Raw genomic sequence first — 20,692 nt, forward strand, 5'->3', positions numbered from 1 at the left:
GCGTGACTTGAGACCACGACGTGACGTGGGGCCACGAAGCACCCCGCACCGGTCGTACCGGCCTCACCGGCCTCACCGACCTCAGCGGCGCCTGCGTGCGGCGGAGCGGCGCGCGTGCCGGTCGGCCTCCCGGGCCAGCTTGCGCCACCTGTGCAGCCGGTCCTCGCCGAGGTCACCGTCGTCGACCGCGGCCAGGACGGCACAACCCGGCTCGGCCTCGTGGGCGCAGTCCCGGAAGCGGCACCGCGCCGCCAGCTCGTCGATGTCCGGGTAGGCGCCGGCCACCGCGTCCGCGTCGGCGACCAGGCCGACGGAGCGCAGGCCGGGCGTGTCGAGAATGACTCCCCTGTGCGGCACCGTGATCAGCTCCCGGTGTGTGGTCGTGTGCCGGCCGCGGCCGTCGTGTTCGCGGATCGGGGCCGTCGCCATCAGGTCGGCGCCGGCGAGCAGGTTGATCAGTGTGGACTTCCCGGCGCCCGACGGGCCGAGGAACGCCAGCGTCCGCCCCGGGGACATCACGCGCCGCACCTCGTCGATGCCGTCGCCGGTGTGGGCGCTGGCGACCACCAGGTCGACGCCGGGCGCCAGCGCCGCGATCTCGTCGCGCATGGCGGTGGGGTCGGGGACGAGGTCGGTCTTCGTCAGCACGATCAGCGGAACCGCCCCGCTGACTCGGGTGAGCACCAGTAGCCGCTCGATTCTGCCCGGGTCGGGCTCGGGCTCGAGATGCTCGACGATGACGACGACGTCGACGTTGGCCGCGATCGCCTGTCCGTGCGAGGTGCGGTCCGCGGCGTCGCGGACGATCGCGGTCCGCCTCGGGAGCAGGGCTTCGACGGTGACCCTGCCGTCCGACCAGTCGCGCACGGCGGCCCAGTCGCCGACCGCGGGGGTCGAGGCGCGCTCCTGTGCCGACCGGCGCAGCAGGGCGCCTCCCGGCGTCGCGCGGATCGCTCCGGCGGCGCCGACGAGGTCGAGCCCGCCGCGGTTCACCCGGCACACCCGGGCGGGACAGTGCGACGACTCGTAGGGGCGGAACTGCTCGGCCGTCGGCGCGGCCCAGCCGAGGTCGGACAGCCGGTCCTGTGGATCAGACATGGTGAGACCCTCCGTCTGCCGGGCCCCACGACGGCCTCAGCGGCGTGCGCGTCCCGGCGGGTGAGTGAGTACGAGCGAGCGTTGGGCGGACACGGGTACTCACCTCCTCCGGACCTGACTGACGCGCCCTGTCGGTCAGTGACGTTACCGGCCGGCGCGATCCCGGCGCCACCGGATATTCCGGGCGGCGCACGGACGCTCGTCAGCCGGCCCCGGCCGTCGTACGGTGAGGAAATGGCAGGCACGCACGAGGTGACGAACCAGCCACCACCACTGGTCGATCATGACGTGTTCAGCACCGACGCCGCCCTGACCGAGGCGTTCGACCGCTACGGCACCGCAGGCGAGCGGGCCGAGCTCGAGGGCCTGGGGCGGCTGGCCGGGTCCGGGCAGGCCCAGCAGTGGGCCCGCGACGCCGACCGGAACTCCCCCGTGCTGCGCACGCACGACCGGTACGGGCATCGCATCGACGAGGTCGAGTTCCATCCGTCGTGGCACCGGCTCATGGACACCGCGGTCGAACACATGATCCACGCGCCCTGGAGCTTCCGCTCCCCCGGCGCCCACGCCACCAGAGCCGCCAAGTTCCTCGTCTGGAGCCAGCTGGAGTCCGCGCACCTGTGCCCGATCTCGATGACGCACGCCGCCGTGCCCGCCCTGCGGACCGATCCGGCGCTCGCGGCCGTGTGGGAGCCGCGGTTGATGTCCGGGCCGTACGACCCGGGCCCGCGCCCGCCGGCGTCCAAGACCAACGCACTCGCGGGCATGGCGATGACGGAGAAGCAGGGCGGCTCGGACGTGCGGGCCAACACGACGCGCGCCGAGCCCGCCGGTGACGGCTGGTACCGCCTGACCGGGCACAAATGGTTCTGCTCGGCGCCGATGAACGACGTGTTCCTCGTGCTCGCGCAGGCGGACGACGGGCTGAGCTGCTTCGTCGTCCCCCGGATCCTGGACGACGGCGCCCGCAACCCGTTCGCGATTCAGCGGCTCAAGGACAAGCTCGGCAACCGGGCCAACGCGTCGGCGGAGATCGAGCTGGACGGCACTCTCGGACAGCGCCTCGGCGCGGAGGGCCGCGGTGTCGCCACCATCATCGAGATGGTCGCCGCGACCCGCCTCGACTGCACGTTGGGCTCGGCCGCCCTGATGCGCCGGGCGGTGACCGAGGCCTGCTGGCATGCCGCGCACCGCTCAGCGTTCGGTACGAGGCTGGCCGACGCCGCGCTCATGCGCAACGTGCTGGCCGACCTCGCCGTCGAGTCCGAGGCGGCGACGGCGCTGGCGATGCGGCTGGCGGCGTGTGTCGACGCCGCCGACGACCCGCACGAGCAGGCGCTGCGGCGCATCGGGTTGCCACTGGCGAAGTACTGGGTGTGCAAGCGCACGCCCGGCGTCGTCGCCGAGGCGCTCGAATGCCTCGGCGGCAACGGCTACGTCGAGGACAGCGGTATGCCGCGGCTGTACCGGGAGGCGCCGTTGAACTCGATCTGGGAGGGCGCCGGCAACGTCCAGGCACTCGACCTGGTGCGCGTGCTGTCGCGAGAGCCCGACGCCGTCGCCGCGTGGCGCCACGAGGTCGAGCAGGCCAAGGGCCAGGACCGGCGTCTCGACGAGGCGCTCGCCGCCACCGGCGCGCTGGTGGCGCAGCTGAGCACGGCGGCCGGTACCGGGCAAGCCCGGGCCGTCGCCGGGCGGATGGCGCTGCTGTTGGAGGCGAGCCTGCTGGTCCGGCATGCGCCCGCGCCCGTCGCCGACGCCTTCTGCGCGTCCCGGCTGGGCGGCGACCACGCAATGTTCGGCACGCTGCCCGACGCCGTCGACGCGGCCGCCGTCGTCCGACGCGCCACCCCGAGCGTGGAACGGGGGTGAGCGATCGATGATCTGCACGGCCTGCCGCGAGCAGAACCACGACGAGTGCCGTGCCCGGGCGACGGACCGTTCGTGGTGCGACTGCCAGCACCAGAGCCCCGGCCGTCCGGTGGAGCCGGCTACCGGCTACGCCTCGGAGTGACCGGCTCCGCGTGTCACAGCGAGACCGAGCAGTCCGGGATCTGGTCGAGCTGCGCGATGCTCTGGTCGTCGACGTACAGCTCCAGCGACCCCTCGCAGCCGGAGCCGGACAGCGTCCCGTCGAACTCGGCGCGCACCGCCCGCCCGTCGGTGGCCGTGCCGTCACAGTTGGCGGTGCCGGTGAGCTCGGAGCCGTCCCGGGTGACGTCGGTGTCGCAGTCCGGACCGTCCTGCAGGTTGATACCCGCTTCGCTCAACCGGGCCGAAACCGCGCTTTCGAGCGCCGACGCAGCCACGTCGTTCACGGCTGCGTCCACCTGTTCCGAACAGGACGTGAGGGCAATGACCAGGAGGGGCACGAGGGCCAGTGTTCGACGCACACGGGCATCGTAGGACGGGCGGACCGCCGTGTGCACGTCCTCAATTTGAGACGGTGCCGTCCATATGGTGAACGACGTCTCGTCCGAACTGCGGCGACGTGCCACCATCAACGGCATGCTGTCCGTATCGCCCCTGCTGCTGGTGAGTCGACGCCACGTCGACTACGGCCGCATGGACAGCATGTTGTGTCAAGCGCGTTGACCGCCCCCTGGTCTCACGTCCAGCCGGGCGCGCGGGCCGCGCCGACACCGAGGTCACCGTCTTTCCTGACGGCACACGCGCGGGACGTGCGTCCCCGACCTGTCGAGGACAGCACCGCATGCCACCCAACGACGCACCGACGACACAGGCCAGCCGTTCACGCCCTCGCGGACAGGGGCAATGGGCGCTCGGTCACCTCGAACCCCTCAACGGCAACGAGCGGACGAAGAAGGACGACGACGGCCTGAACGTCCGCAGCCGCATCGAGCACATCTACAGCAAGGGCGGCTTCGCCAGCATCGACCCGCAGGATCTGCGCGGCCGATTCCGCTGGTGGGGTCTGTACACCCAACGCCGTCCAGGCATCCCCGGCGGCAGGACGGCCGTGCTGGAGCCGCACGAGCTCGACGACGAGTACTTCATGCTGCGGGTGCGCATCGACGGGGGCGCGCTCAGCATCGAGCAGCTGCGCACCATCGCCGAGATCTCGACCACCTACGCGCGTGACACCGCCGACGTCACGGACCGACAGAACATCCAACTGCACTGGATCCGGGTCGAGGACATGCCGGCCATCTGGGAAAAGCTCGAGAACGTCGGGCTGTCGACCACCGAGGCCTGCGGCGACACACCGCGGGTCGTGCTCGGCTCGCCTGTCGCCGGAATCGCCGCGGACGAGGTGCTCGACCCCACCTGGGCGATCGACGAGATCGGGCGCCGCTACATCGGCTCGCACGAGTTCTCCAACCTCCCCCGCAAGTTCAAGACCGCCGTCAGCGGGCTGCCGGACATCGTGCACGAATCCAACGACGTCGCGTTCGTCGGAGTCGATCACCCCGAGCACGGACCCGGTCTCGATGTCTGGGTGGGCGGCGGCCTGTCGACCAACCCGAAGCTCGCCGTCCGCCTGGGCGCGTGGATCCCGCTCGAGGACGTCCCCGAGGTCTGGGCCGGCGTCACCGCGATCTTCCGTGACTACGGTTACCGGCGGCTGCGGAACCGTGCGAGGCTGAAGTTCCTCGTCGACGACTGGGGCGCGGAAACGTTCCGCGAAGTTCTCGAATCCGACGAGTATCTGGGGCGCAAGCTGATCGACGGTCCGGCTCCGCCGCAGCGCGCCGAGCCGTACGACCACGTCGGCGTGCACGCACAGAAGGACGGCAGCTACTACGTCGGCGTCGCGCCCACCGCCGGCCGGGTCTCGGGCACCGTGCTGTCCCGGCTCGCCGATGCCCTCGAGGCCGCCGGCTCCGCGCGCGTCCGCACCACGCCACACCAGAAGCTGGTCGTCCTGGACGTTCCCGGCGACCGCGTCGAGCCGCTGATCACGGAACTCGACGGCCTCGGCCTGCAGGCGCGTCCGAGCGTGTTCCGGCAGCACACCATGGCCTGCACCGGGCTGGAGTACTGCAAGCTCGCGATCGTCGAGACGAAGGGGCTCGCCGCCGACACCGTCGCCGAGCTCGAGAAGCGGCTGTCCGACGTCGACGACCAGCTGGACGTGCCGATCTCGCTGAACGTCAACGGCTGCCCGAACTCGTGCGCGCGCATCCAGGTGGCCGACATCGGGCTGAAGGGCCAGATCGTCAAGGGCGAGGAAGGCTTCCAGGTCCACCTCGGCGGCGGACTCGGTCTCGACTCCGGGTTCGGCCGCAAGCTGCGCGGGCACAAGGTCACCGCCGCCGAGCTGCCGGACTACGTCGAGCGTCTGGTCCGGCGCTTCCTCGCCGAACGCGGCGACGGCGAGCGGTTCGCCCAGTGGGCGGCGCGCGCCGACGAGGACGCGCTGCGATGAGGTGGTCCTCATGAGCGAGACGCGGGCCGCGATCCTGCACTGCCCCTTCTGCGGCGAGGAGGACCTGTTCCCTGCCGAGGCCGTCGCCTCCGACGAGGGCGGCGCGCCGGTCGCGCAGGACAGCGGCTGGGAGTGCCGGTCCTGTCTGCGGGCGTTCTCGGTGAAACTGCTCGGTCTCTCGGCCCGGGCCGCACGTGCCCCCCGGCCGCGGTCGGCGCACGACCAGGAGGAGTCCTGAATGACGCTCACACTGACCCGCCAGCCACCCCGACCGGCCATTCCCGACGAGGCGGCCGGGCACCTGCAGGCGCTCGCACTGGACGCGGCCCGCAACTTGGAGGGATCGACCGCGGAAGAGATCGTGCGCTGGGCGCACGAGACGTTCGGTGACCGGTTCGCGGTGACCGCCTCGATGGCCGACGGCGTCCTGTCGCACGTCGCCGCGCGTGCGGTGCCGGGCATGAAGGTGCTGTTCCTCGACACCGGTTACCACTTCGCCGAGACCATCGGCACGCGGGACGCGATCGCCGCGGCGTACAACATCGACGTCGAGACGGTCACGCACCCGCTGCGGGTGCCCGAGCACGAGGCCGAGTACGGCAAGCTCTACGACATCGACGCCGACCTGTGCTGCACCCTCCGAAAGGTGTGGCCGCTGGACCGGGCACTGCGTCCTTACCACGCCTGGGCCGGAGGCGTACGGCGTTCGGAGTCGCCGTCGCGCGCGGACACGCCGGTCGTCGCGTGGGACGCCAAGCGCCGGAAGGTGAAGGTCAACCCGCTGGCAGCGTGGAGCGACGAACAGGTCGAGGACTACGTCAACCGGCACGGCATCCTCGTCAACCCGCTGCGCGAGGTCGGGTACACCTCCATCGGATGCGAGCCGTGCACCCGCCCGGTGGCGCCCGGCGAGGACGCTCGCGCGGGGCGCTGGGCCGGTACCTCGAAGACCGAATGCGGGATCAACTTGTGACTCCCGACAGCGCGGCCCGGTATCCGCTGCTGCTCGACCTCACCGCGCGGGCGGTGCTGGTGGTCGGTGGTGGGCCGGTCGCCGCGCGCCGGGTGGACGGGCTCGTGCAGGCGGGCGCGGATGTCACCGTCGTGTCACCGTTCGTGTGCGAGCGGCTGACGGAGCTGATCGACCGCGGCGAGATCACCTGGATGCCGCGCGACTACCGTGACGGCGACCTCGACGGGGCGTGGCTGGTCCACACCGCCACCGGCGATCGGCACGTCGACGACGCCGTCGCCGCGGCGGCCGACGAGGCCCGGGTGTGGTGTGTCCGTGCCGACGACGCCGCGTCCTCGGCCGCGTGGACACCGGCGGTCGCGCGCCTCGGCGACGTCACCGTCGCGGTCAGCGGCGGAGGCGACCCGGTCCGCGCCGTCCGGGTGCGCAACGCGGTGCAGTCGATGCTGGAGTCCGGCGAACTGCCGACACATCCCATGCGGCGTGGGCGGCCGCCGGCCTCCGGCTCGGTGGCGCTGGTCGGCGGCGGACCCGGCGATCCGGGCCTGATCACCACCCGGGGCCGGCGCCTGCTGTCCGAGGCCGACGTCGTGGTCGTCGACCGGCTGGCGCCGCGCGCGCTGCTGGACGAGCTGGACCCGCACGTCACCGTCGTCGACGTCGGCAAGACACCGGGGCACCACCCGGTTCCGCAGGACGAGATCAACCGGGCGCTCGTCGACCATGCCCGGGCGGGCCGGCGGGTGGTACGCCTGAAGGGCGGCGACCCGTTCGTGCTCGGACGCGGCGGCGAGGAGGCGGTCGCCTGCCGCGAGGCCGGCGTTCCCGTCGAGGTCGTCCCCGGCGTGACCAGCGCCGTCGCCGTCCCCGCTGCGGTTGGCATCCCGGTGACACACCGTGGCGTCGCCAAGCAGTTCACGGTCGTGTCCGGGCACGAAGGGCTGAACTGGCCGGCGCTGGCCGCGACCGACGGCACGCTGGTGTTCCTCATGGGCGTCAGCCTGCTCGCGGACACGGCGGCGAACCTGATCGAGGCCGGCATGGCGCCGCGGACGCCTGCCGCCGTCATCGAGAACGGCTACGGCCCGGGCCAGCGGGTCACCACCGCTCCCCTGTCCGGCATCGCGGCTCGGGCCGCCGAGGTCGGCGCGCGCCCGCCGGCGGTCATCGTCGTCGGCGACGTGGTCTCCGTCCCCACGGGCTCCTGACCCGACATCACCAGGATCGTCCCCGCGTCACCATGGCTGCAGGGGTGGTGACGCATGGAATTCCATGGTGAACGTGATCATTTCGGCGCACCTCGGGCGGGGTGTGACGGCGGGTGTTGCCGGCGGTGACGCCGGGGCGAAGGCCGGTGCAAACGAAGGACTTAAGTCCTCTTGACGCTGCCCGAGCAGAGGAACAGACTGGTTGCGTAATGCAGAACGGTTGTTGAGAGCGCAACCGGCACGCCGGGTTTTGCGCCCCACTCTCCGCCTCAGGAGGCGCCATGTCCGACGTCCTCGACACCCCCGTCCCCGCCGCTGTGTCGCCGGAACCGGCGACGCCGTCGACCGGCTCCCAGCTCGTGACCGACCCGAAGGTCATGCTCTACACACGGCTGCGCAAGTCCCCGTACTTCTGGAAGTCGCGCGAACACGGTGTGGCCATGTACAGCGTGTACAACCACACGTACCACCCGCGTCACTACGGTGACCCGGTCGGCGAGTACTGGGCGCTGCTGGAAGGCGTCACCCTGTGGGACGTCGGTGTCGAGCGCCAGATCGAGATCAGCGGGCCGGACGCCTTCGACTTCACCAACATGCTCGTCCCACGCGACCTGCACAAATGTGACGTGGGCCAGTGCAAGTACGTCTTCATCACCGCGCCCGACGGCGGCATCGTCAACGACCCGGTCCTGCTGCGGGTCGAGGAGGACCGGTTCTGGCTCTCGCTGGCCGACAGCGACGTCGGGCTCTGGGCGCTCGGCCTGGCGCACGCCGGCGGCTGGAACGTCACCGTCCGCGAGGTCGACGTCGCGCCGCTGCAGATCCAGGGGCCGAAGTCGAAGGACGTCATGGTCGACCTGTTCGGCGAGTCCATCCTCGACGTCCCGTACTACTACCTGCGCGACTACACCATCGACGGGATGAACGTCGTCGTCAGCCGCACCGGCTACACCGCCGAGATCGGCTACGAGATCTACCTGTACGACGCCACCCAGAACGCCGGCCGGCTGTGGGACGCGGTCTGGCAGGCCGGGCGCGCGCACGGGATCCGTCCGATCGGGCCGTGCCACATGCGGCGGATCGAGGCCGGGATGCTCGCGTACGGCAGCGACATCAGCCTGAGCACGAACCCGATGGAGGTCGGCTACGACTACCGCTGGATGGTCGACCTCGACCAGGACGCGGACTTCATCGGCAAGGACGCGCTGCGCCGGGTCCGCGACGAGGGCATCTCCCGGCTCATGGTCGGTCTCGAGATCGACGGCGCGCCCCTGGGCACGTACAACGACGGCTCCATGATCGACACGTTCCCGGTGCACACCTCCGACGGCACCGGCGTCGGGTCGGTGACCAGCGCGTGCTACTCCCCCAGGCTCCAGCGCAACATCGGCCTGGCGATGGTGCCGATCGAGTTCAGCTCGCTCGGCAGCACCGTGACCGTCGAGACCCCGTCCGGGCTGCGCGGCGCGGTCGTCGTCCAGAAGCCGTTCATCGATCCGCTGAAGGAGACACCGAAGGGGTGAGACCGGGCCACGAGGAAAGGTGAGCGCCGTGACCGTCAGCATGCCGAAGGTCCGGGGGTCCCGGGCGCGACGGGTCTCCTCGCCGTTGCCCGGAGAGCCCCGCTACGAGATCCTGCCGCTCCCGGGTGTCCTCGACGCCCTCGCCGAGCTGCCCGCCGGCGCCGCGGTGACGGTGACCGCCTCGCCGCGGCACGGAGTCGACGCCACCGTCGAGCTCACCGAACGGCTGGCCGCACAGGGACTACGGGCGGTCCCGCACCTGGCCGCCCGGCAGATCCACGATCACACCGAGCTCGCACTGGTCGTCGAACGGCTGACCGCCGCGGGCGTGCTCGACGTGTTCGTCGTGGGCGGCGACGCGACCGAGCCCGCCGGCGAGTTCCCGGACGGCCTCGCGCTGCTGCGCGGTCTGGACGCGCTCGGCCGGCCGTTCGAACACGTCGGCGTTCCCTCGTACCCCGAGGGTCACCCGCTGATCGACGACGACACCCTCTGGACCGCTCTCGCCGACAAGGAGCCGTACGCGACGTACATCGTCACCCAGATGTGCTTCGACGCCGACACGATCTGCGACCACGCGGCCGAGATCCGGCGTCGCGGCATCACGCTGCCGATCGTCGCCGGTGTCCCCGGCGTCGTCGACACCGCGAAGCTGCTGCGGGTCAGCCTGCGCATCGGCATCGGCGACTCGGTGCGGTTCATCCGCAAGAACCGGTCGACGACGGTGCGGCTGCTCGATCCGCGCGGGTTCCGGCCGGACGCGCTGACCCGTCGCCTGGGCGAGCACGTCCGGGCCGGCCGCTGCGACATCTCCGGCCTGCACGTCTACACCTTCAACCACATCGGGCCGACCGTCCGCCGGATGGCACGGCTCCACAGCCCTGAAACGGAGGTGACGGGATGGTCTTCCCCTCGGACCTCGAGATCTCCCGCAGCGCGGTCCTCCAGCCGCTGACCGAGGTCGCGGCCGGCGTCGGAATCGACGAGCAGCTGCTCGAGCCGTACGGCCGAACCGCCGCGAAGGTCTCGCTCGACGCGATCGACCACCTGGCCGACCGGCCGAGAGCGAAGTACGTCGTGGTCACGGCCATCACGCCGACTCCGCTGGGCGAGGGCAAGACGACGACGACCGTGGGGCTCGGGCAGGCGTTCGGCCAGCTGAGTCTGCCCGGCATGGTCGCCGTGCGGCAGCCGTCCATGGGTCCCACGTTCGGCATCAAGGGCGGCGCGGCCGGCGGCGGCTACGCCCAGGTCGCCCCGATGGAGGCGCTGAACCTGCACCTCACCGGCGACATGCACGCGGTCACCGCCGCGCACAACCTGCTCGCCGCGATGGTCGACAACCACCTGCACAAGGGCAACGCGCTCGGGCTGGACCCGCACGCCGTGAGCTGGCGGCGCGTGATCGACGTGAACGACCGCGACCTGCGCCAGATCGTGTCCGGGCTCGGCGGGCGCGCCGACGGCTCGCCGCGGCAGACGGGCTTCGACATCACCGCCGCCAGCGAGGTCATGGCCATCCTGGCGCTGTGCACGTCGCTGCAGGACCTGCGCGCCCGGCTCGGCCGCATCGTCGTGGGCTACGACTACGACGGACAGCCGGTGACCGCGGAGATGCTGCGCGCGGCCGGGGCGATGTGCGTCATCCTGCGTGACGCGATCAAGCCCAACCTGATGCAGACCGTCGAACAGACGCCGGTGCTGGTGCACTGCGGACCGTTCGGCAACATCGCGCACGGCAACTCCTCGATCGTGGCCGACCGCATCGGCATCCGCGCCGCGGACTACCTGGTCACCGAGGCCGGGTTCGGCGCGGACATGGGCGCGGAGCGGTTCTTCAACATCAAGTGCCGTGCTTCCGGGCTCACCCCCGACGCGGCAGTCGTGGTCGCGACGGTGCGCGGGCTCAAGGCCCACTCCGGCAAGTACACCGTCGTCGCCGGGCGCCCGCTGCCGGAGGCGATGCTCGAGGAGAGCCCCGACGACGTCCGCGCCGGCGCGGAGAACCTGCGCCGCCAGATCGCCAACGTGCGCCGGCACGGCGTGACGCCGGTGGTCGCCGTGAACGCCTTCCCCACCGACCACGACAGCGAGCAGCGCGCGATCCTCCACGTCGCCGCCGAGGAAGGGGTGCGGGCCGCGGTCAGCACGCACTTCACCGAGGGCGGCAAGGGCGCGATCGAGCTCGCCGAAGCCGTCATCGACGCCTGCGACGAACCGTCGGGGTTCGACCTGCTCTACCCGGACGAGCTCCCCCTCGTGGACAAGATCGACACCGTCGCGCGGCAGATCTACGGCGCCGACGGCATCGACGTCTCTCCCACGGCCGCGCGGCAGCTGGAGACCTACGAACGCAACGGTTTCGGCTCGTTGCCGGTCTGCATCGCCAAGACCCACCTGTCACTGTCCGCCGATCCGGCCCTGAAGGGCGCGCCGTCCGGGTGGCGGCTGCCGGTACGGGAGGTTCGGGCCTCCGCCGGGGCCGGGTTCGTCTACCCGATCTGCGGCGAGATGCGCACCATGCCGGGCCTGTCGTCGTCGCCGGCTGCCGAGCGCATCGACATCGACGCGAACGGAGAGGTGGTCGGTCTGTCATGACACCCGCAGGCTGGGAGCGCGGCGACTACCTGGACCGCCCGCTGCGCGATCTGCTCGACGACACCGGCGGTCACGACGCCCTGCCGGCGGCAGGCACGGTCGTGGCCACCACTGCCGCGCTCGCCTCGGCGCTCGTCGTCAAGATCGCCAGACGCTCCCGGTCGTACCGGCCGGACGCCGACGAGCTCGTCGCCCGCGCCGAGAAGCTGCTGGCCACGGTGGTGCCGCACATCAGTGGCGACGCCGCCCTGTACGCAGCCGTGTTGCACGAGCGCAGCGCGGCGAACCTGCGAGCGGCCATGATCCCGCCCCGCGTCGTGGCCGAGACGAGCACCGCCGTCGCGGAGCTCGCCGCCGACCTCGCCGACACCGGTAACCCCGCGCTGGCCCACGACGCGGCCGCCGCGCACCGCCTCGCCACCACCGCCGCGGACGTCGCGGCGTCCCTCACGGCCGCCAACGACCCACGGGAGGACTCATGAGCAGCCTGCCGGAACGAGCCGACGTCGTCGTCATCGGCGCCGGAATCGTCGGGAACTCCATCGTCCACCATCTCGCCGACCGCGGGTGGCGCAACATCGTGCTACTGGACAAGGGACCGCTGCCGGACCCCGGCGGGTCGACCGGGCACGCGTCCAACTTCATCTTCCCGGTGGACCACTCGAAGGAGATCACCGCGCTGACGCTGGACTCGATGCGCCAGTACGAGAAGTTCGGCACGCTGACCACCTGCGGCGGTGTCGAGATCTCGCGGACCGAGGAACGCGACCAGGAGCTGCTGCGCCGGATGTCCTCGGCGACGTCGTGGGGCGTGCCCGCCGAGATGATCTCGCCGGCGCGGGTCGGCGAGCTGGTCCCGTTCGTCGACACCAGCCTGATCCGGACGGCGTTCTGGACGCCGTCGGTCGCGGTCGTCGACCCCCTGCAGACCGGCGCGCTGATGCGCGAGCACGCCCGTGCCCTCGGCGCGCTCACCGTGTCGGCCAACACCGAGGTGCTGGGCATCGACACCGAGGAGGCCGGCACGCCGGGGACGCGTACCGTCCGCACCGTCCATACCGACAAAGGCGACATCGAGACCGACACGGTCGTCGTGGCCTGCGGCGTCTGGAGCCGCCGCATCGCCGGGATGGCCGGGGCCAGCATCCCGTTGACACCCGCGGTGCACCAGATGATCGACGTGGGTCCGATCCCCGAGCTCGCCGCCACCGGCCAGGAGATCGCGTACCCGATCGTCCGCGACATGGACCCGCTGATGTACGAGCGGCAGAGCGGGGCCGACCTGGAGGTCGGCTCGTACGCCCACCGGCCGATCCTGCACGACCCGGACGACATCCCGTCGATCGCCGCTTCTGCGCTGTCGCCGACGCAGCTGCCGTTCACCCAGGAGGACTTCGACCCGCAGCTGGCGACCGCCCTGGAACTGTTCGGGCCGATCCTCGACCGCGAGGAGGTGGGGGTGCGCCACGCCATCAACGGGCTGCTGTCACTGACTCCCGACGGCTCCCCCGTCCTCGGTGAGACGCCAGAGGTGCGCGGGCTGTGGTCGGCCGCCGCTGTGTGGATCAAGGAGGGCCCGGGCGTCGGCCGGATGGTCGCCGAGTGGATGACGGACGGCTCGGCCGAGATCGACCTGCACAGCGCCGACATCGCGCGCTTCTACCCGAACCAGCGCGCCGCCACGCACGTCCGTGCGCGGGCGTCCGAAGGGTTCAACAAGACCTACGGCATCGTGCACCCGCGGGAGCAGTGGGAGTCCAGCCGCGGGCAGCGGTTGTCGCCGTTCTTCGCCCGCGAGCGTGAGCTCGGAGCGCAGTTCTTCGAGGTCGGCGGCTGGGAGCGACCGCACTGGTACGAGTCCAACAGGCATCTGCTCGAGGAGATGCAGCCGCACGCTCCGGCCCCGGAGATGCTGCGCGAACGGCCCGCGGAGTGGGACGGGCGCTGGTGGTCACCGATCACCAATGCCGAGCACCTGGCGATGCGCGAACGCGCCGCGATGATCGACCTGAGCGCCTTCGCCCACTTCGACGTGGCCGGCCCGGGTGCGCTCGACTACGTCCAGCGGATGGTCGTGGCGCAGGTGGACCGCCCGGTCGGGCGGATCATGTACACGCCGGTTCTCTCCCCCGGCGGCGGCTTCCGCAGCGACCTCACGGTGGTCCGGCTGGGCACGCGGCACTTCCGCATCGTCACCGGCGGCGCGGACGGCGCACGCGACCTGCAGTGGTTCACGACGCACCTGCCGTCGGACGGCTCCGTGACGCTCACCGATCTCACCTCCGCGACGTGCACCGTCGGCCTGTGGGGACCACGGGCGCGGGACATCCTCGGCGAGCTGACCGCCGACGACGTCAGCCACGAGGGGTTCGGGTTCGGCACCGCCCGGTGGCTGACCGTCGACACCGTGCCGGTCCTGGCGCTGCGGATCTCCTACGTCGGCGACCTCGGTTGGGAGCTGCACGCACCGTTCGACCAGGGCCGGCGGCTCTGGGACGCCGTCGAGGAGGCCGGCCGCCCGCACGGGGTGGTCCCGGCGGGCATCGGCGTCTACGGCACGACCGGCCGGCTCGAGAAGGGCTACCGGCTGATGGGCGCGGAGCTCGAAGCCGAATACGACCCGGTCGAGGCCGGTCTGGCGCTGCCGAAGGTGAAGGACGCCGACTTCGTCGGCCGGGACGCCTACCTGCGTGCCCGCGGGCACGACCCGGTCGCCACCCTGTGCACGCTGACCGTCGACGACCACCACGACAGCGGTGGCACCCGGCGCTACCCGCAGGGCGGCGAGCCGATCCTCACCCCGGACGGCGAGCGCATCGTCGACCGCAAGGGCCGCGGCTCGTACGTCACCAGTGCCGGCTCCGGGCCCTCGGTGGGCCGGTACCTGCTCATGGCGTACCTGCCGCCCGAGCACGCGGTGGAGGGCACCGCGCTGACGGTCGGCTACATGGGCGAGCGCTACCCGGTGACCGTCGCCCGCGCCGGCCGGACGCCGCTGTTCGACCCGGACGACGAGCGGATGAAGAGGTGATGGCGATGGACATCTGCGTCTGCGTGAAACGGGTCCCGGGCACCGGCTCGACGATCCTGCTGACCGACGACGGCATGAACGTCGACACCCGGCACCTCGGCTTCACCATCGGCCCGCACGAGGAGTGCGCGGTCGAGGAGGCGGTGCAGATCGTCACCGCGCACGGCGGCAGCGTCACGGTGCTGACCGCCGGCCCGCCGGAGGCCGAGGAGCAGCTGCGCTACGCACTGTCGCTCGGCGCCGACCGCGGCGTGCTGATCGACACCGGGCCGGAGGAGCTCGACGCCGAGCAGACCGCTTCGGCGCTGACCCAGGCGATCCGGCAGCTCGAGTCCGGCGGCTCCCGGTTCGACATGCTGCTGTTCGGCAACGAGTCGGCCGACGCGAGCCACTACCAGGTCGGCATCCGGGTGGCGTGCGCTCTGGAGCTGCCGATGGTCGGCGGCGTCAAGGGCATCCAGATCGACGAGGCGGCCGGAACCCTGGACCTGCGCCGCGACGCCGCCGGCGGCATCGAGGTGTACCGGACACCGCTGCCCGCGGCCGTCGCCGTCGCCGAGGGCCTCAACCTGCCGCGCTACCCGAGCATGCGCGGCCGGTTGCGCGCCATGAAGGCGCGGCTGGACACCGTCGAGGTGCAGCTGGAGCCCGGCGGGCTGCGCAAGCGCGGACTGCGTCGGCCGGCCGAGCAGGGTTCGCAGACCGTGATGTTGGGCACCGGCCCCGAGGCCGCGGACGCGGTCGCGGACGTGCTCGAAGAGCTGGGGGTGGTGTAGATGACCGTGCTGGCGATCGTCGAGCACGACGGTGGTGTCCCGACGGCCGGGTCGCTGCAGGCCGTGGCCGTGGCCGCCCAGGTGGGCGGCACCGGCTCGGCCGAGGCGGTGGCGTTCGGCCCGGGCGCCGAGCTGCTGCGTCCCCGATTGGTCACAGCCGGGGTCGCGCGGTTGCATGTCCTCGAGCACGACCTGCTGGACGACTACTCGCCGGAGACGTGGGGTGAGTCGCTGGCCCAGCTGGTCGGGCAGTTGCGCCCGGACGGGGTCGTCGCCGCCGGCACCGACCGCGGCAACGAGCTGATGGCCCAGGCCGCCGCCCGGGCAGGGCTGCCGTTCGCCGCGAACTGCGTGGCTGTCGACGGCGGAACCGGCACATCGCCGGCATGGCAGCTCACCCGCGCCCGCGTGGGCGGGCTGCTGTACGAGGACGCCGATCTGACGGCTTCGGTGAAGATGCTCTCGCTGGCCGCGGGGGTCGAGGTCGCCACGGCGCCGTCGGCCGCCGACTCGCACGAGCTGCCGGTGGAGGTCTTCACGCCGGAGCTGCCCGCGGACTTCGCGTACAGCAGGGTCGTCGAGCGGGCCGGGCACACCACCGGCGTGACGTTGGCCACGGCACCGGTGGTGGTCTCCGGCGGTCGTGGCGTGGCCAGCGCCGAAGGGTTCGCCCCCCTCGAGGAGCTGGCCGAGCTGGTCGGCGGCGCGGTCGGCTGTTCGCGTGTGGCGACCAACAACGGCTGGCGCCCACACAGCGACCAGGTCGGGCAGACCGGCACCAGGATCGCGCCGGACCTGTACATCGCGTGCGGCATCAGTGGAGCGACGCAGCACTGGGTCGGCTGCATGAACGCCAAGGCCATCCTCGCGATCAACACAGATCCCGAGGCGCCGATGGTCACCCGCGCGACGTACGCGGTCATCGGCGACGTCCAGGACGTTCTCCCGGCCGTCATCGCCGCCGTCCGGCGTCGCGCGGGGGCCTCCACCGGACGTCGACCGGCGTTGACGTGACCATCGGGTCGGTACACTCGCCAGATGTGGACCCCGACAACAACGCCCGCGCGCCCGGCCACGTGCAGTCGGTCGAGCGCGCCATAGCGATCCTGGAGTTTCTCGCCGGCAACGAATGGTCGGGGGCCACCGACGTGGGCAACGAGCTCGGTGTCCACAAGTCGACGGCGTTTCGCCTGCTCAACACGTTGGAGAGCAGGGGGTTGGTCGAGCAGCACATCGAGAGCGGCAAGTACCGCCTGGGGTTCGGCCTGGTGCACCTGGCCAACTCGGTCACGGTGGGCCCGGACGTCACCCGGCAGGCACAGCCGGGGTGCACCTGGCTGGCCGGTCAGACCGAGGAAACCGTGACGTTGTCGGTGCTGGAAGATTTCGAATCGGTCACGATCGACCAGATCATGTCCACGTCCACGGTCGCGAGCCGTAGCTGGCTGGGCCGGCGCACACCGCTGCACTGCACGTCGCCGGGCAAGGTCTTCCTGGCGTACCTGCCCGAGGACAAGCAGGCCGAGATCATGGCCGGCCCGCACACCGGATTCACCGAGTACACCATCACCGACCCGGCCGCGCTGCGCGACGAGATCGACCGGGTCCGCCTCGACGGGTTCGCGTCGAGCTACGAGGAGTTCGAGGAGGGACTCAGCGCAGCCGCGGCGCCGGTGTGCGCGGTCGACGGCACCGTCGTGGCCGCCATCGGCATCTCCGGCCCGTCGTACCGCCTCGACCACGAGCAGCTCAAAGCGCTGGCACCGATCGTGCGCGAAGCCGCCGACCGGGCCTCGACCGGGTTCGGCTACGCGCAGCTGTCCGCGGACATCGCCCGGGAGAACTGACGACGCCGCGGGCTACGACGCCCGCAGCTTCGCCCGCTCGGCGGCGACGTCGAAGTCGGCGGGCGGCCAGTCCAGGTCCATGGCCCGCAGCCGGTCGACCACCAGGTGCGCCACCGCCAGGTTGCGGTACCACTTGCGATCGGCCGGCACGACGTGCCACGGCGCGGCGTCGGTGTGACAACGGCTCAACGCCAGCTCGTAGGCGTGCTGGTACTCGTCCCACAACGCGCGGTCGGCGAGGTCGCTCGGTGCGTACTTCCAGTGTTTCTCCGGGTTCTCGAGCCGTTCGCCGAGCCGTTCCTTCTGTTCCGCGCGAGAAATGTGCAACATGACTTTGAGCACCGAGCAGCCGGACTCGACGAGTTCGGCCTCGAACGCGTTGATCGCGGCATACCGTCGCTCGATGACGTCAGGGGTGGACAGCTTGCGCACACGCGCGGCGAGCACGTCCTCGTAATGGCTGCGGTCGAACACGCCCACCTGGCCGGGCCGCGGCAGCGCCTGCCGGATGCGCCACAGGAAACCGCGGCGGCGCTCCTCGGGCGTCGGCGCCCCGAACGCCCGGATGCTGACGCCCTGCGGATCCATCAGCCCCACCGTCTTGCGCATGGTGCCGCCCTTGCCGGAGGTGTCCATGCCCTGCAGCACCAGCAACAGCCTGCGGTGTCCGCCGGTGCGTCCGTGCGCGTAGAGGCGCTCCTGCAGCTCGTCGATGGCCGGTTCCAGCGCCTGCAGCGCCGCGCGCCCGTCGGATTTGCCGCCGTCGAACCCCGGTGTGGCACGCGTGTCGAGCGCGCTCAGCTCGAGGTGGTCCGGATCGACGCGCAGCAGCTGCGACCAGGTGCGCTTCTCCGCCGGGTTCGTCGCCTTCTTCGGCACCCGACTCCTCTCGGTGATGCTCGCGGCGAATTCGCTAAACTGAGCGATTCGAAAACCGCCGAAATGGCCGGACGAGGAGATCTTCTTCCAAGTTATGGATACTGACGTCACGCTGTCAAATCGCCCCGCGGGGGCCCAGGACGACGCGGTTCGCGCGGAGCAGCCGTACATTTCCCGCCTGTACGAACGGCTCGATCTGCTGCGGGAACGGACCGCCGCCCGGCTGGCGGAGCTGTACAAGCAGCGCGGCGGCACGCACCAGGCGGTCTGGGACCGCGAGGCCTTCGTCGCCCGCGACGTCGAACGGCTGGAGCGCCTCGGGACGGTCGACCGCGGGCTGTGCTTCGGCCGGCTGGACTTCGACGGCCGGGCGACGTCCTACATCGGCAGGATCGGCCTGTCCGACGACGACTACGAGACCATGCTCGTCGACTGGCGTGCTCCGGCGGCCGAACCGTTCTACCGCGCGACCGCGGCGGCACCGGGCGACCTGGTCCGTCGCCGGCACATCCAGACCCGCCGCCGCGAGGTCCTCGCCGTCGACGACGAGGTGTTCGACCAGGACGCGCTGCCGGCCGGCAGCGCCGGCACGTTGCGCGGCGAGGCGGCGCTGTTGGCCTCGCTCACCGCGAACCGCACCGGCCGGATGTCCGACATCGTCGCGACGATCCAGGCCGAGCAGGACCGCATCATCCGCTCGCCGCTGGCCGGCGTGCTGGTGGTGCAGGGCGGTCCCGGAACCGGCAAGACGGTCGCCGCACTGCACCGCGCGGCGTATCTGCTGTACACGCACCGCGACCGGCTGTCCGAGAAGGGCGTGCTCGTCGTGGGGCCGAACCGTACGTTCCTGCACTACATCGACCAGGTGCTGCCGTCACTTGGCGAGACCGGCGTGGTGCTGTCGACGGTCGGGCAGCTCGTCCCCGGTGTCGAGCCCACCGGGGCCGAGCCGGACGAGACGGCCGTCGTCAAGGGGGACCCGCGGATGGCCGAGGTGATCGCCACCGCCGTGCGCGACCGGCAGCGTGTGCCCCGCGAGGAGCAAGTGCTGCGTGTCGACCGCACCGAGCTGGTGCTCGACGCCGCCACCTGCCGGTCCGCACGCACGAAGGCGCGGCGCTCGCGCCGGCCGCACAACGCCGCGCGGCGGGTCTTCGTCCGCACGCTGCTCGACGAACTCGCCGAACAGCACGCCCGCCGGCTGGGCGAGGTCATCGACGAGGAGGACCTCGCCGAGCTCCGCGGTGAGCTGCAGTCCGAGCCGGACGTCGCCGCCGTGATGGACGAGCTGTGGCCGAGCCTGACGCCGCAGCAGCTCGTGGCGGATCTGTTCGCCGACCCGAAGCGTCTCGCGGCCGCGGCACGCCGGCTGGACCCGGCCGAGCGGGAACTGCTGGCCCGCGACGACGCCGCGTGGACGCCCGCGGACGTGCCGTTGCTCGACGAGGCCGCCGAGGCGCTCGGCCCGGTCGACGACCCGGACGCGGCGGCGCGCGCGGAGCGCGAACGCGAGGAGGCGGAGGTCCGCTACGCCCAGGAGCTGCTGGACCAGCTGGACCTCGACGTCCCGGTCGATCCCGCGCTGGTGGCCGAGCGCTACCGCGGCTCACCGACGCACCGCAGCGTGGTCGACCGGGCCTCCGCCGACCGTGAGTGGAGCTACGGGCACGTCATCGTCGACGAGGCGCAGGAGCTGTCACCGATGGCGTGGCGGATGGTCATGCGCCGTGCTCCCGGCCGGTCGATGACCGTGGTCGGTGACATCGCGCAGACCGGCGCGGCAGCCGGCGCCCGGTCCTGGGGACAGGTCCTCGAGCCGTTCGTCCCCGGCCGGTGGCGCCAGGAGACCCTCACCGTCAACTACCGCACGCCCACCGAGGTCATGGATGCCGCCGCGGGTGCGCTGCGGGCCATCGACCCGGACCTGGTGCCGCCGGAGTCGGTCCGGTCGACCGGGCGGTCACCTGCTGCCGTGCGGGTCGAACCGGACGGCCTCACGGGTGCGGTGGTCGAGCTCGCCACCGAGGAGGCCGACGCCGTCGCATCCGGCCGGGTGGCGGTCATCGTCCCCGCCGCGCGGCTGAACGAGCTGCACGCGGCGATCGCGGCGGACGTGCCGGCGACGGTGTCGCGGGTGGAGAACCCGGAGGCCCTCGACGCCACGGTCACGGTGCTGACCGTGGGCCAGGTCAAGGGCCTCGAGTTCGACTCGGTGCTGGTCGTCGAGCCCGCCGAGATGCTGCGCGAGTCCTCGCACGGCGCGACCGACCTCTACGTCGCCCTGACCAGGCCGACGCAGCGTCTCGGCCTGGCGCACACCGGCGACCTTCCGGACATGCTGCAAGGTGCCGCGGTAGAGCGCCGGTGAC

18 protein-coding genes are annotated in these 20,692 nt (G+C 71.8%); 15 read left to right on the top strand and 3 right to left on the bottom strand.

From position 1 onward, the window contains the following. Positions 1 to 81: 81 nt before the first annotated feature. Positions 82 to 1,098, bottom strand: coding sequence for a ribosome small subunit-dependent GTPase A (gene rsgA, locus CLV30_RS22700; RefSeq protein WP_106539529.1), 1,017 nt, complete (start codon positions 1,096 to 1,098; stop codon positions 82 to 84). Between the two features lie 234 nt (positions 1,099 to 1,332). On the opposite strand from rsgA, the gene CLV30_RS22705 reads away from it, so the two are divergent. Next, positions 1,333 to 2,970, top strand: coding sequence for an acyl-CoA dehydrogenase family protein (locus CLV30_RS22705; RefSeq protein ID WP_106539530.1), 1,638 nt, complete (start codon positions 1,333 to 1,335; stop codon positions 2,968 to 2,970). A 155-nt stretch (positions 2,971 to 3,125) separates the two neighbouring features. On the opposite strand, the gene CLV30_RS22710 is transcribed toward CLV30_RS22705, so the two are convergent. Continuing rightward, positions 3,126 to 3,416 (bottom strand): hypothetical protein, encoded by a 291-nt coding sequence (locus CLV30_RS22710; RefSeq protein WP_129710989.1) that lies wholly within the window; start codon positions 3,414 to 3,416, stop codon positions 3,126 to 3,128. A 139-nt stretch (positions 3,417 to 3,555) separates the two neighbouring features. Between CLV30_RS22710 and CLV30_RS26690 the strand changes: the two genes are divergently transcribed. From CLV30_RS26690 to CLV30_RS22770, 13 genes are all read left to right on the top strand, one after another. Further along, positions 3,556 to 3,693 carry a hypothetical protein gene (locus CLV30_RS26690; protein ID WP_165358592.1) on the top strand — a complete coding sequence of 46 codons (138 nt, stop codon included), beginning with the start codon at positions 3,556 to 3,558 and terminating at the stop codon, positions 3,691 to 3,693. 118 nt (positions 3,694 to 3,811) lie between these two features. Next, positions 3,812 to 5,488, top strand: coding sequence for a nitrite/sulfite reductase (locus CLV30_RS22715; protein ID WP_106539532.1), 1,677 nt, complete (start codon positions 3,812 to 3,814; stop codon positions 5,486 to 5,488). Between the two features lie 10 nt (positions 5,489 to 5,498). Then, the gene (locus CLV30_RS22720; protein WP_106539555.1) at positions 5,499 to 5,726 is read left to right on the top strand and encodes a hypothetical protein; all 228 of its coding nucleotides are present in this window, start codon (positions 5,499 to 5,501) and stop codon (positions 5,724 to 5,726) included. Further along, positions 5,727 to 6,461, top strand: a complete 735-nt coding sequence (locus CLV30_RS22725) for a phosphoadenylyl-sulfate reductase (protein WP_106539533.1) — start codon at positions 5,727 to 5,729, stop codon at positions 6,459 to 6,461. After that, positions 6,458 to 7,669, top strand: a complete 1,212-nt coding sequence (gene cobA, locus CLV30_RS22730; protein ID WP_240723282.1) for a uroporphyrinogen-III C-methyltransferase — start codon at positions 6,458 to 6,460, stop codon at positions 7,667 to 7,669. Before CLV30_RS22725 ends, cobA begins: the two co-directional genes overlap by 4 nt. A 281-nt stretch (positions 7,670 to 7,950) precedes the next feature. Then, positions 7,951 to 9,192: a glycine cleavage T C-terminal barrel domain-containing protein gene (locus tag CLV30_RS22735; RefSeq protein WP_106539535.1), complete on the top strand. Its 1,242-nt coding sequence runs from the start codon at positions 7,951 to 7,953 to the stop codon at positions 9,190 to 9,192. 28 nt (positions 9,193 to 9,220) lie between these two features. Then, a complete protein-coding gene (locus CLV30_RS22740; RefSeq protein WP_205740779.1) occupies positions 9,221 to 10,147 on the top strand; it encodes a methylenetetrahydrofolate reductase in 927 nt (308 codons plus the stop codon). Next, positions 10,093 to 11,790, top strand: coding sequence for a formate--tetrahydrofolate ligase (locus tag CLV30_RS22745; RefSeq protein WP_106539536.1), 1,698 nt, complete (start codon positions 10,093 to 10,095; stop codon positions 11,788 to 11,790). Before CLV30_RS22740 ends, CLV30_RS22745 begins: the two co-directional genes overlap by 55 nt. Beyond that, positions 11,787 to 12,272: a cyclodeaminase/cyclohydrolase family protein gene (locus tag CLV30_RS22750; protein ID WP_106539537.1), complete on the top strand. Its 486-nt coding sequence runs from the start codon at positions 11,787 to 11,789 to the stop codon at positions 12,270 to 12,272. The genes CLV30_RS22745 and CLV30_RS22750 overlap by 4 nt, the downstream gene beginning before the upstream one ends. Next, positions 12,269 to 14,821: a GcvT family protein gene (locus tag CLV30_RS22755; protein ID WP_106539538.1), complete on the top strand. Its 2,553-nt coding sequence runs from the start codon at positions 12,269 to 12,271 to the stop codon at positions 14,819 to 14,821. Before CLV30_RS22750 ends, CLV30_RS22755 begins: the two co-directional genes overlap by 4 nt. A 5-nt stretch (positions 14,822 to 14,826) precedes the next feature. After that, a complete protein-coding gene (locus CLV30_RS22760; RefSeq protein ID WP_106539557.1) occupies positions 14,827 to 15,597 on the top strand; it encodes an electron transfer flavoprotein subunit beta/FixA family protein in 771 nt (256 codons plus the stop codon). After that, entirely contained in the window at positions 15,598 to 16,611 is a 1,014-nt protein-coding gene (locus tag CLV30_RS22765; protein ID WP_106539539.1) for an electron transfer flavoprotein subunit alpha/FixB family protein, read from the top strand. It abuts the gene before it with no gap. Between the two features lie 26 nt (positions 16,612 to 16,637). Beyond that, a complete protein-coding gene (locus CLV30_RS22770) occupies positions 16,638 to 17,444 on the top strand; it encodes an IclR family transcriptional regulator (protein WP_106539540.1) in 807 nt (268 codons plus the stop codon). A gap of 12 nt (positions 17,445 to 17,456) precedes the next feature. Here the strand turns inward: CLV30_RS22770 and CLV30_RS22775 are convergent, their stop codons facing one another. Next, on the bottom strand, positions 17,457 to 18,323 hold the full coding sequence (locus CLV30_RS22775; RefSeq protein ID WP_205740777.1) for a PPK2 family polyphosphate kinase: 867 nt from the start codon (positions 18,321 to 18,323) through the stop codon (positions 17,457 to 17,459). Between the two features lie 94 nt (positions 18,324 to 18,417). Between CLV30_RS22775 and CLV30_RS22780 the strand changes: the two genes are divergently transcribed. Further along, positions 18,418 to 20,691 (top strand): HelD family protein, encoded by a 2,274-nt coding sequence (locus CLV30_RS22780; protein WP_106539541.1) that lies wholly within the window; start codon positions 18,418 to 18,420, stop codon positions 20,689 to 20,691. The last annotated feature ends 1 nt before the right edge of the window (position 20,692 follow it).

The sequence above is a fragment of the Haloactinopolyspora alba genome, assembly GCF_003014555.1.
GTDB classification, from domain to species: Bacteria; Actinomycetota; Actinomycetes; order Jiangellales; family Jiangellaceae; genus Haloactinopolyspora; species Haloactinopolyspora alba.

Excerpts from the sequence above, each read along its gene's own strand:
- CLV30_RS22750 (WP_106539537.1), top strand. The coding sequence starts at position 11,787 with ATGACACCCGCAGGCTGGGAGCGCGGCGACTACCTGGACCGCCCGCTG.
- CLV30_RS22780 (WP_106539541.1), top strand. The coding sequence starts at position 18,418 with ATGGATACTGACGTCACGCTGTCAAATCGCCCCGCGGGGGCCCAGGAC.
- CLV30_RS22745 (WP_106539536.1), top strand. The coding sequence starts at position 10,093 with ATGGTCTTCCCCTCGGACCTCGAGATCTCCCGCAGCGCGGTCCTCCAG.
- CLV30_RS22760 (WP_106539557.1), top strand. The coding sequence starts at position 14,827 with ATGGACATCTGCGTCTGCGTGAAACGGGTCCCGGGCACCGGCTCGACG.
- CLV30_RS22735 (WP_106539535.1), top strand. The coding sequence starts at position 7,951 with ATGTCCGACGTCCTCGACACCCCCGTCCCCGCCGCTGTGTCGCCGGAA.
- CLV30_RS22715 (WP_106539532.1), top strand. The coding sequence starts at position 3,812 with ATGCCACCCAACGACGCACCGACGACACAGGCCAGCCGTTCACGCCCT.
- CLV30_RS22725 (WP_106539533.1), top strand. The coding sequence starts at position 5,727 with ATGACGCTCACACTGACCCGCCAGCCACCCCGACCGGCCATTCCCGAC.
- CLV30_RS22705 (WP_106539530.1), top strand. The coding sequence starts at position 1,333 with ATGGCAGGCACGCACGAGGTGACGAACCAGCCACCACCACTGGTCGAT.
- CLV30_RS26690 (WP_165358592.1), top strand. The coding sequence starts at position 3,556 with ATGGTGAACGACGTCTCGTCCGAACTGCGGCGACGTGCCACCATCAAC.
- CLV30_RS22765 (WP_106539539.1), top strand. The coding sequence starts at position 15,598 with ATGACCGTGCTGGCGATCGTCGAGCACGACGGTGGTGTCCCGACGGCC.
- CLV30_RS22720 (WP_106539555.1), top strand. The coding sequence starts at position 5,499 with ATGAGCGAGACGCGGGCCGCGATCCTGCACTGCCCCTTCTGCGGCGAG.
- rsgA (WP_106539529.1), bottom strand. The coding sequence starts at position 1,098 with ATGTCTGATCCACAGGACCGGCTGTCCGACCTCGGCTGGGCCGCGCCG.
- CLV30_RS22755 (WP_106539538.1), top strand. The coding sequence starts at position 12,269 with ATGAGCAGCCTGCCGGAACGAGCCGACGTCGTCGTCATCGGCGCCGGA.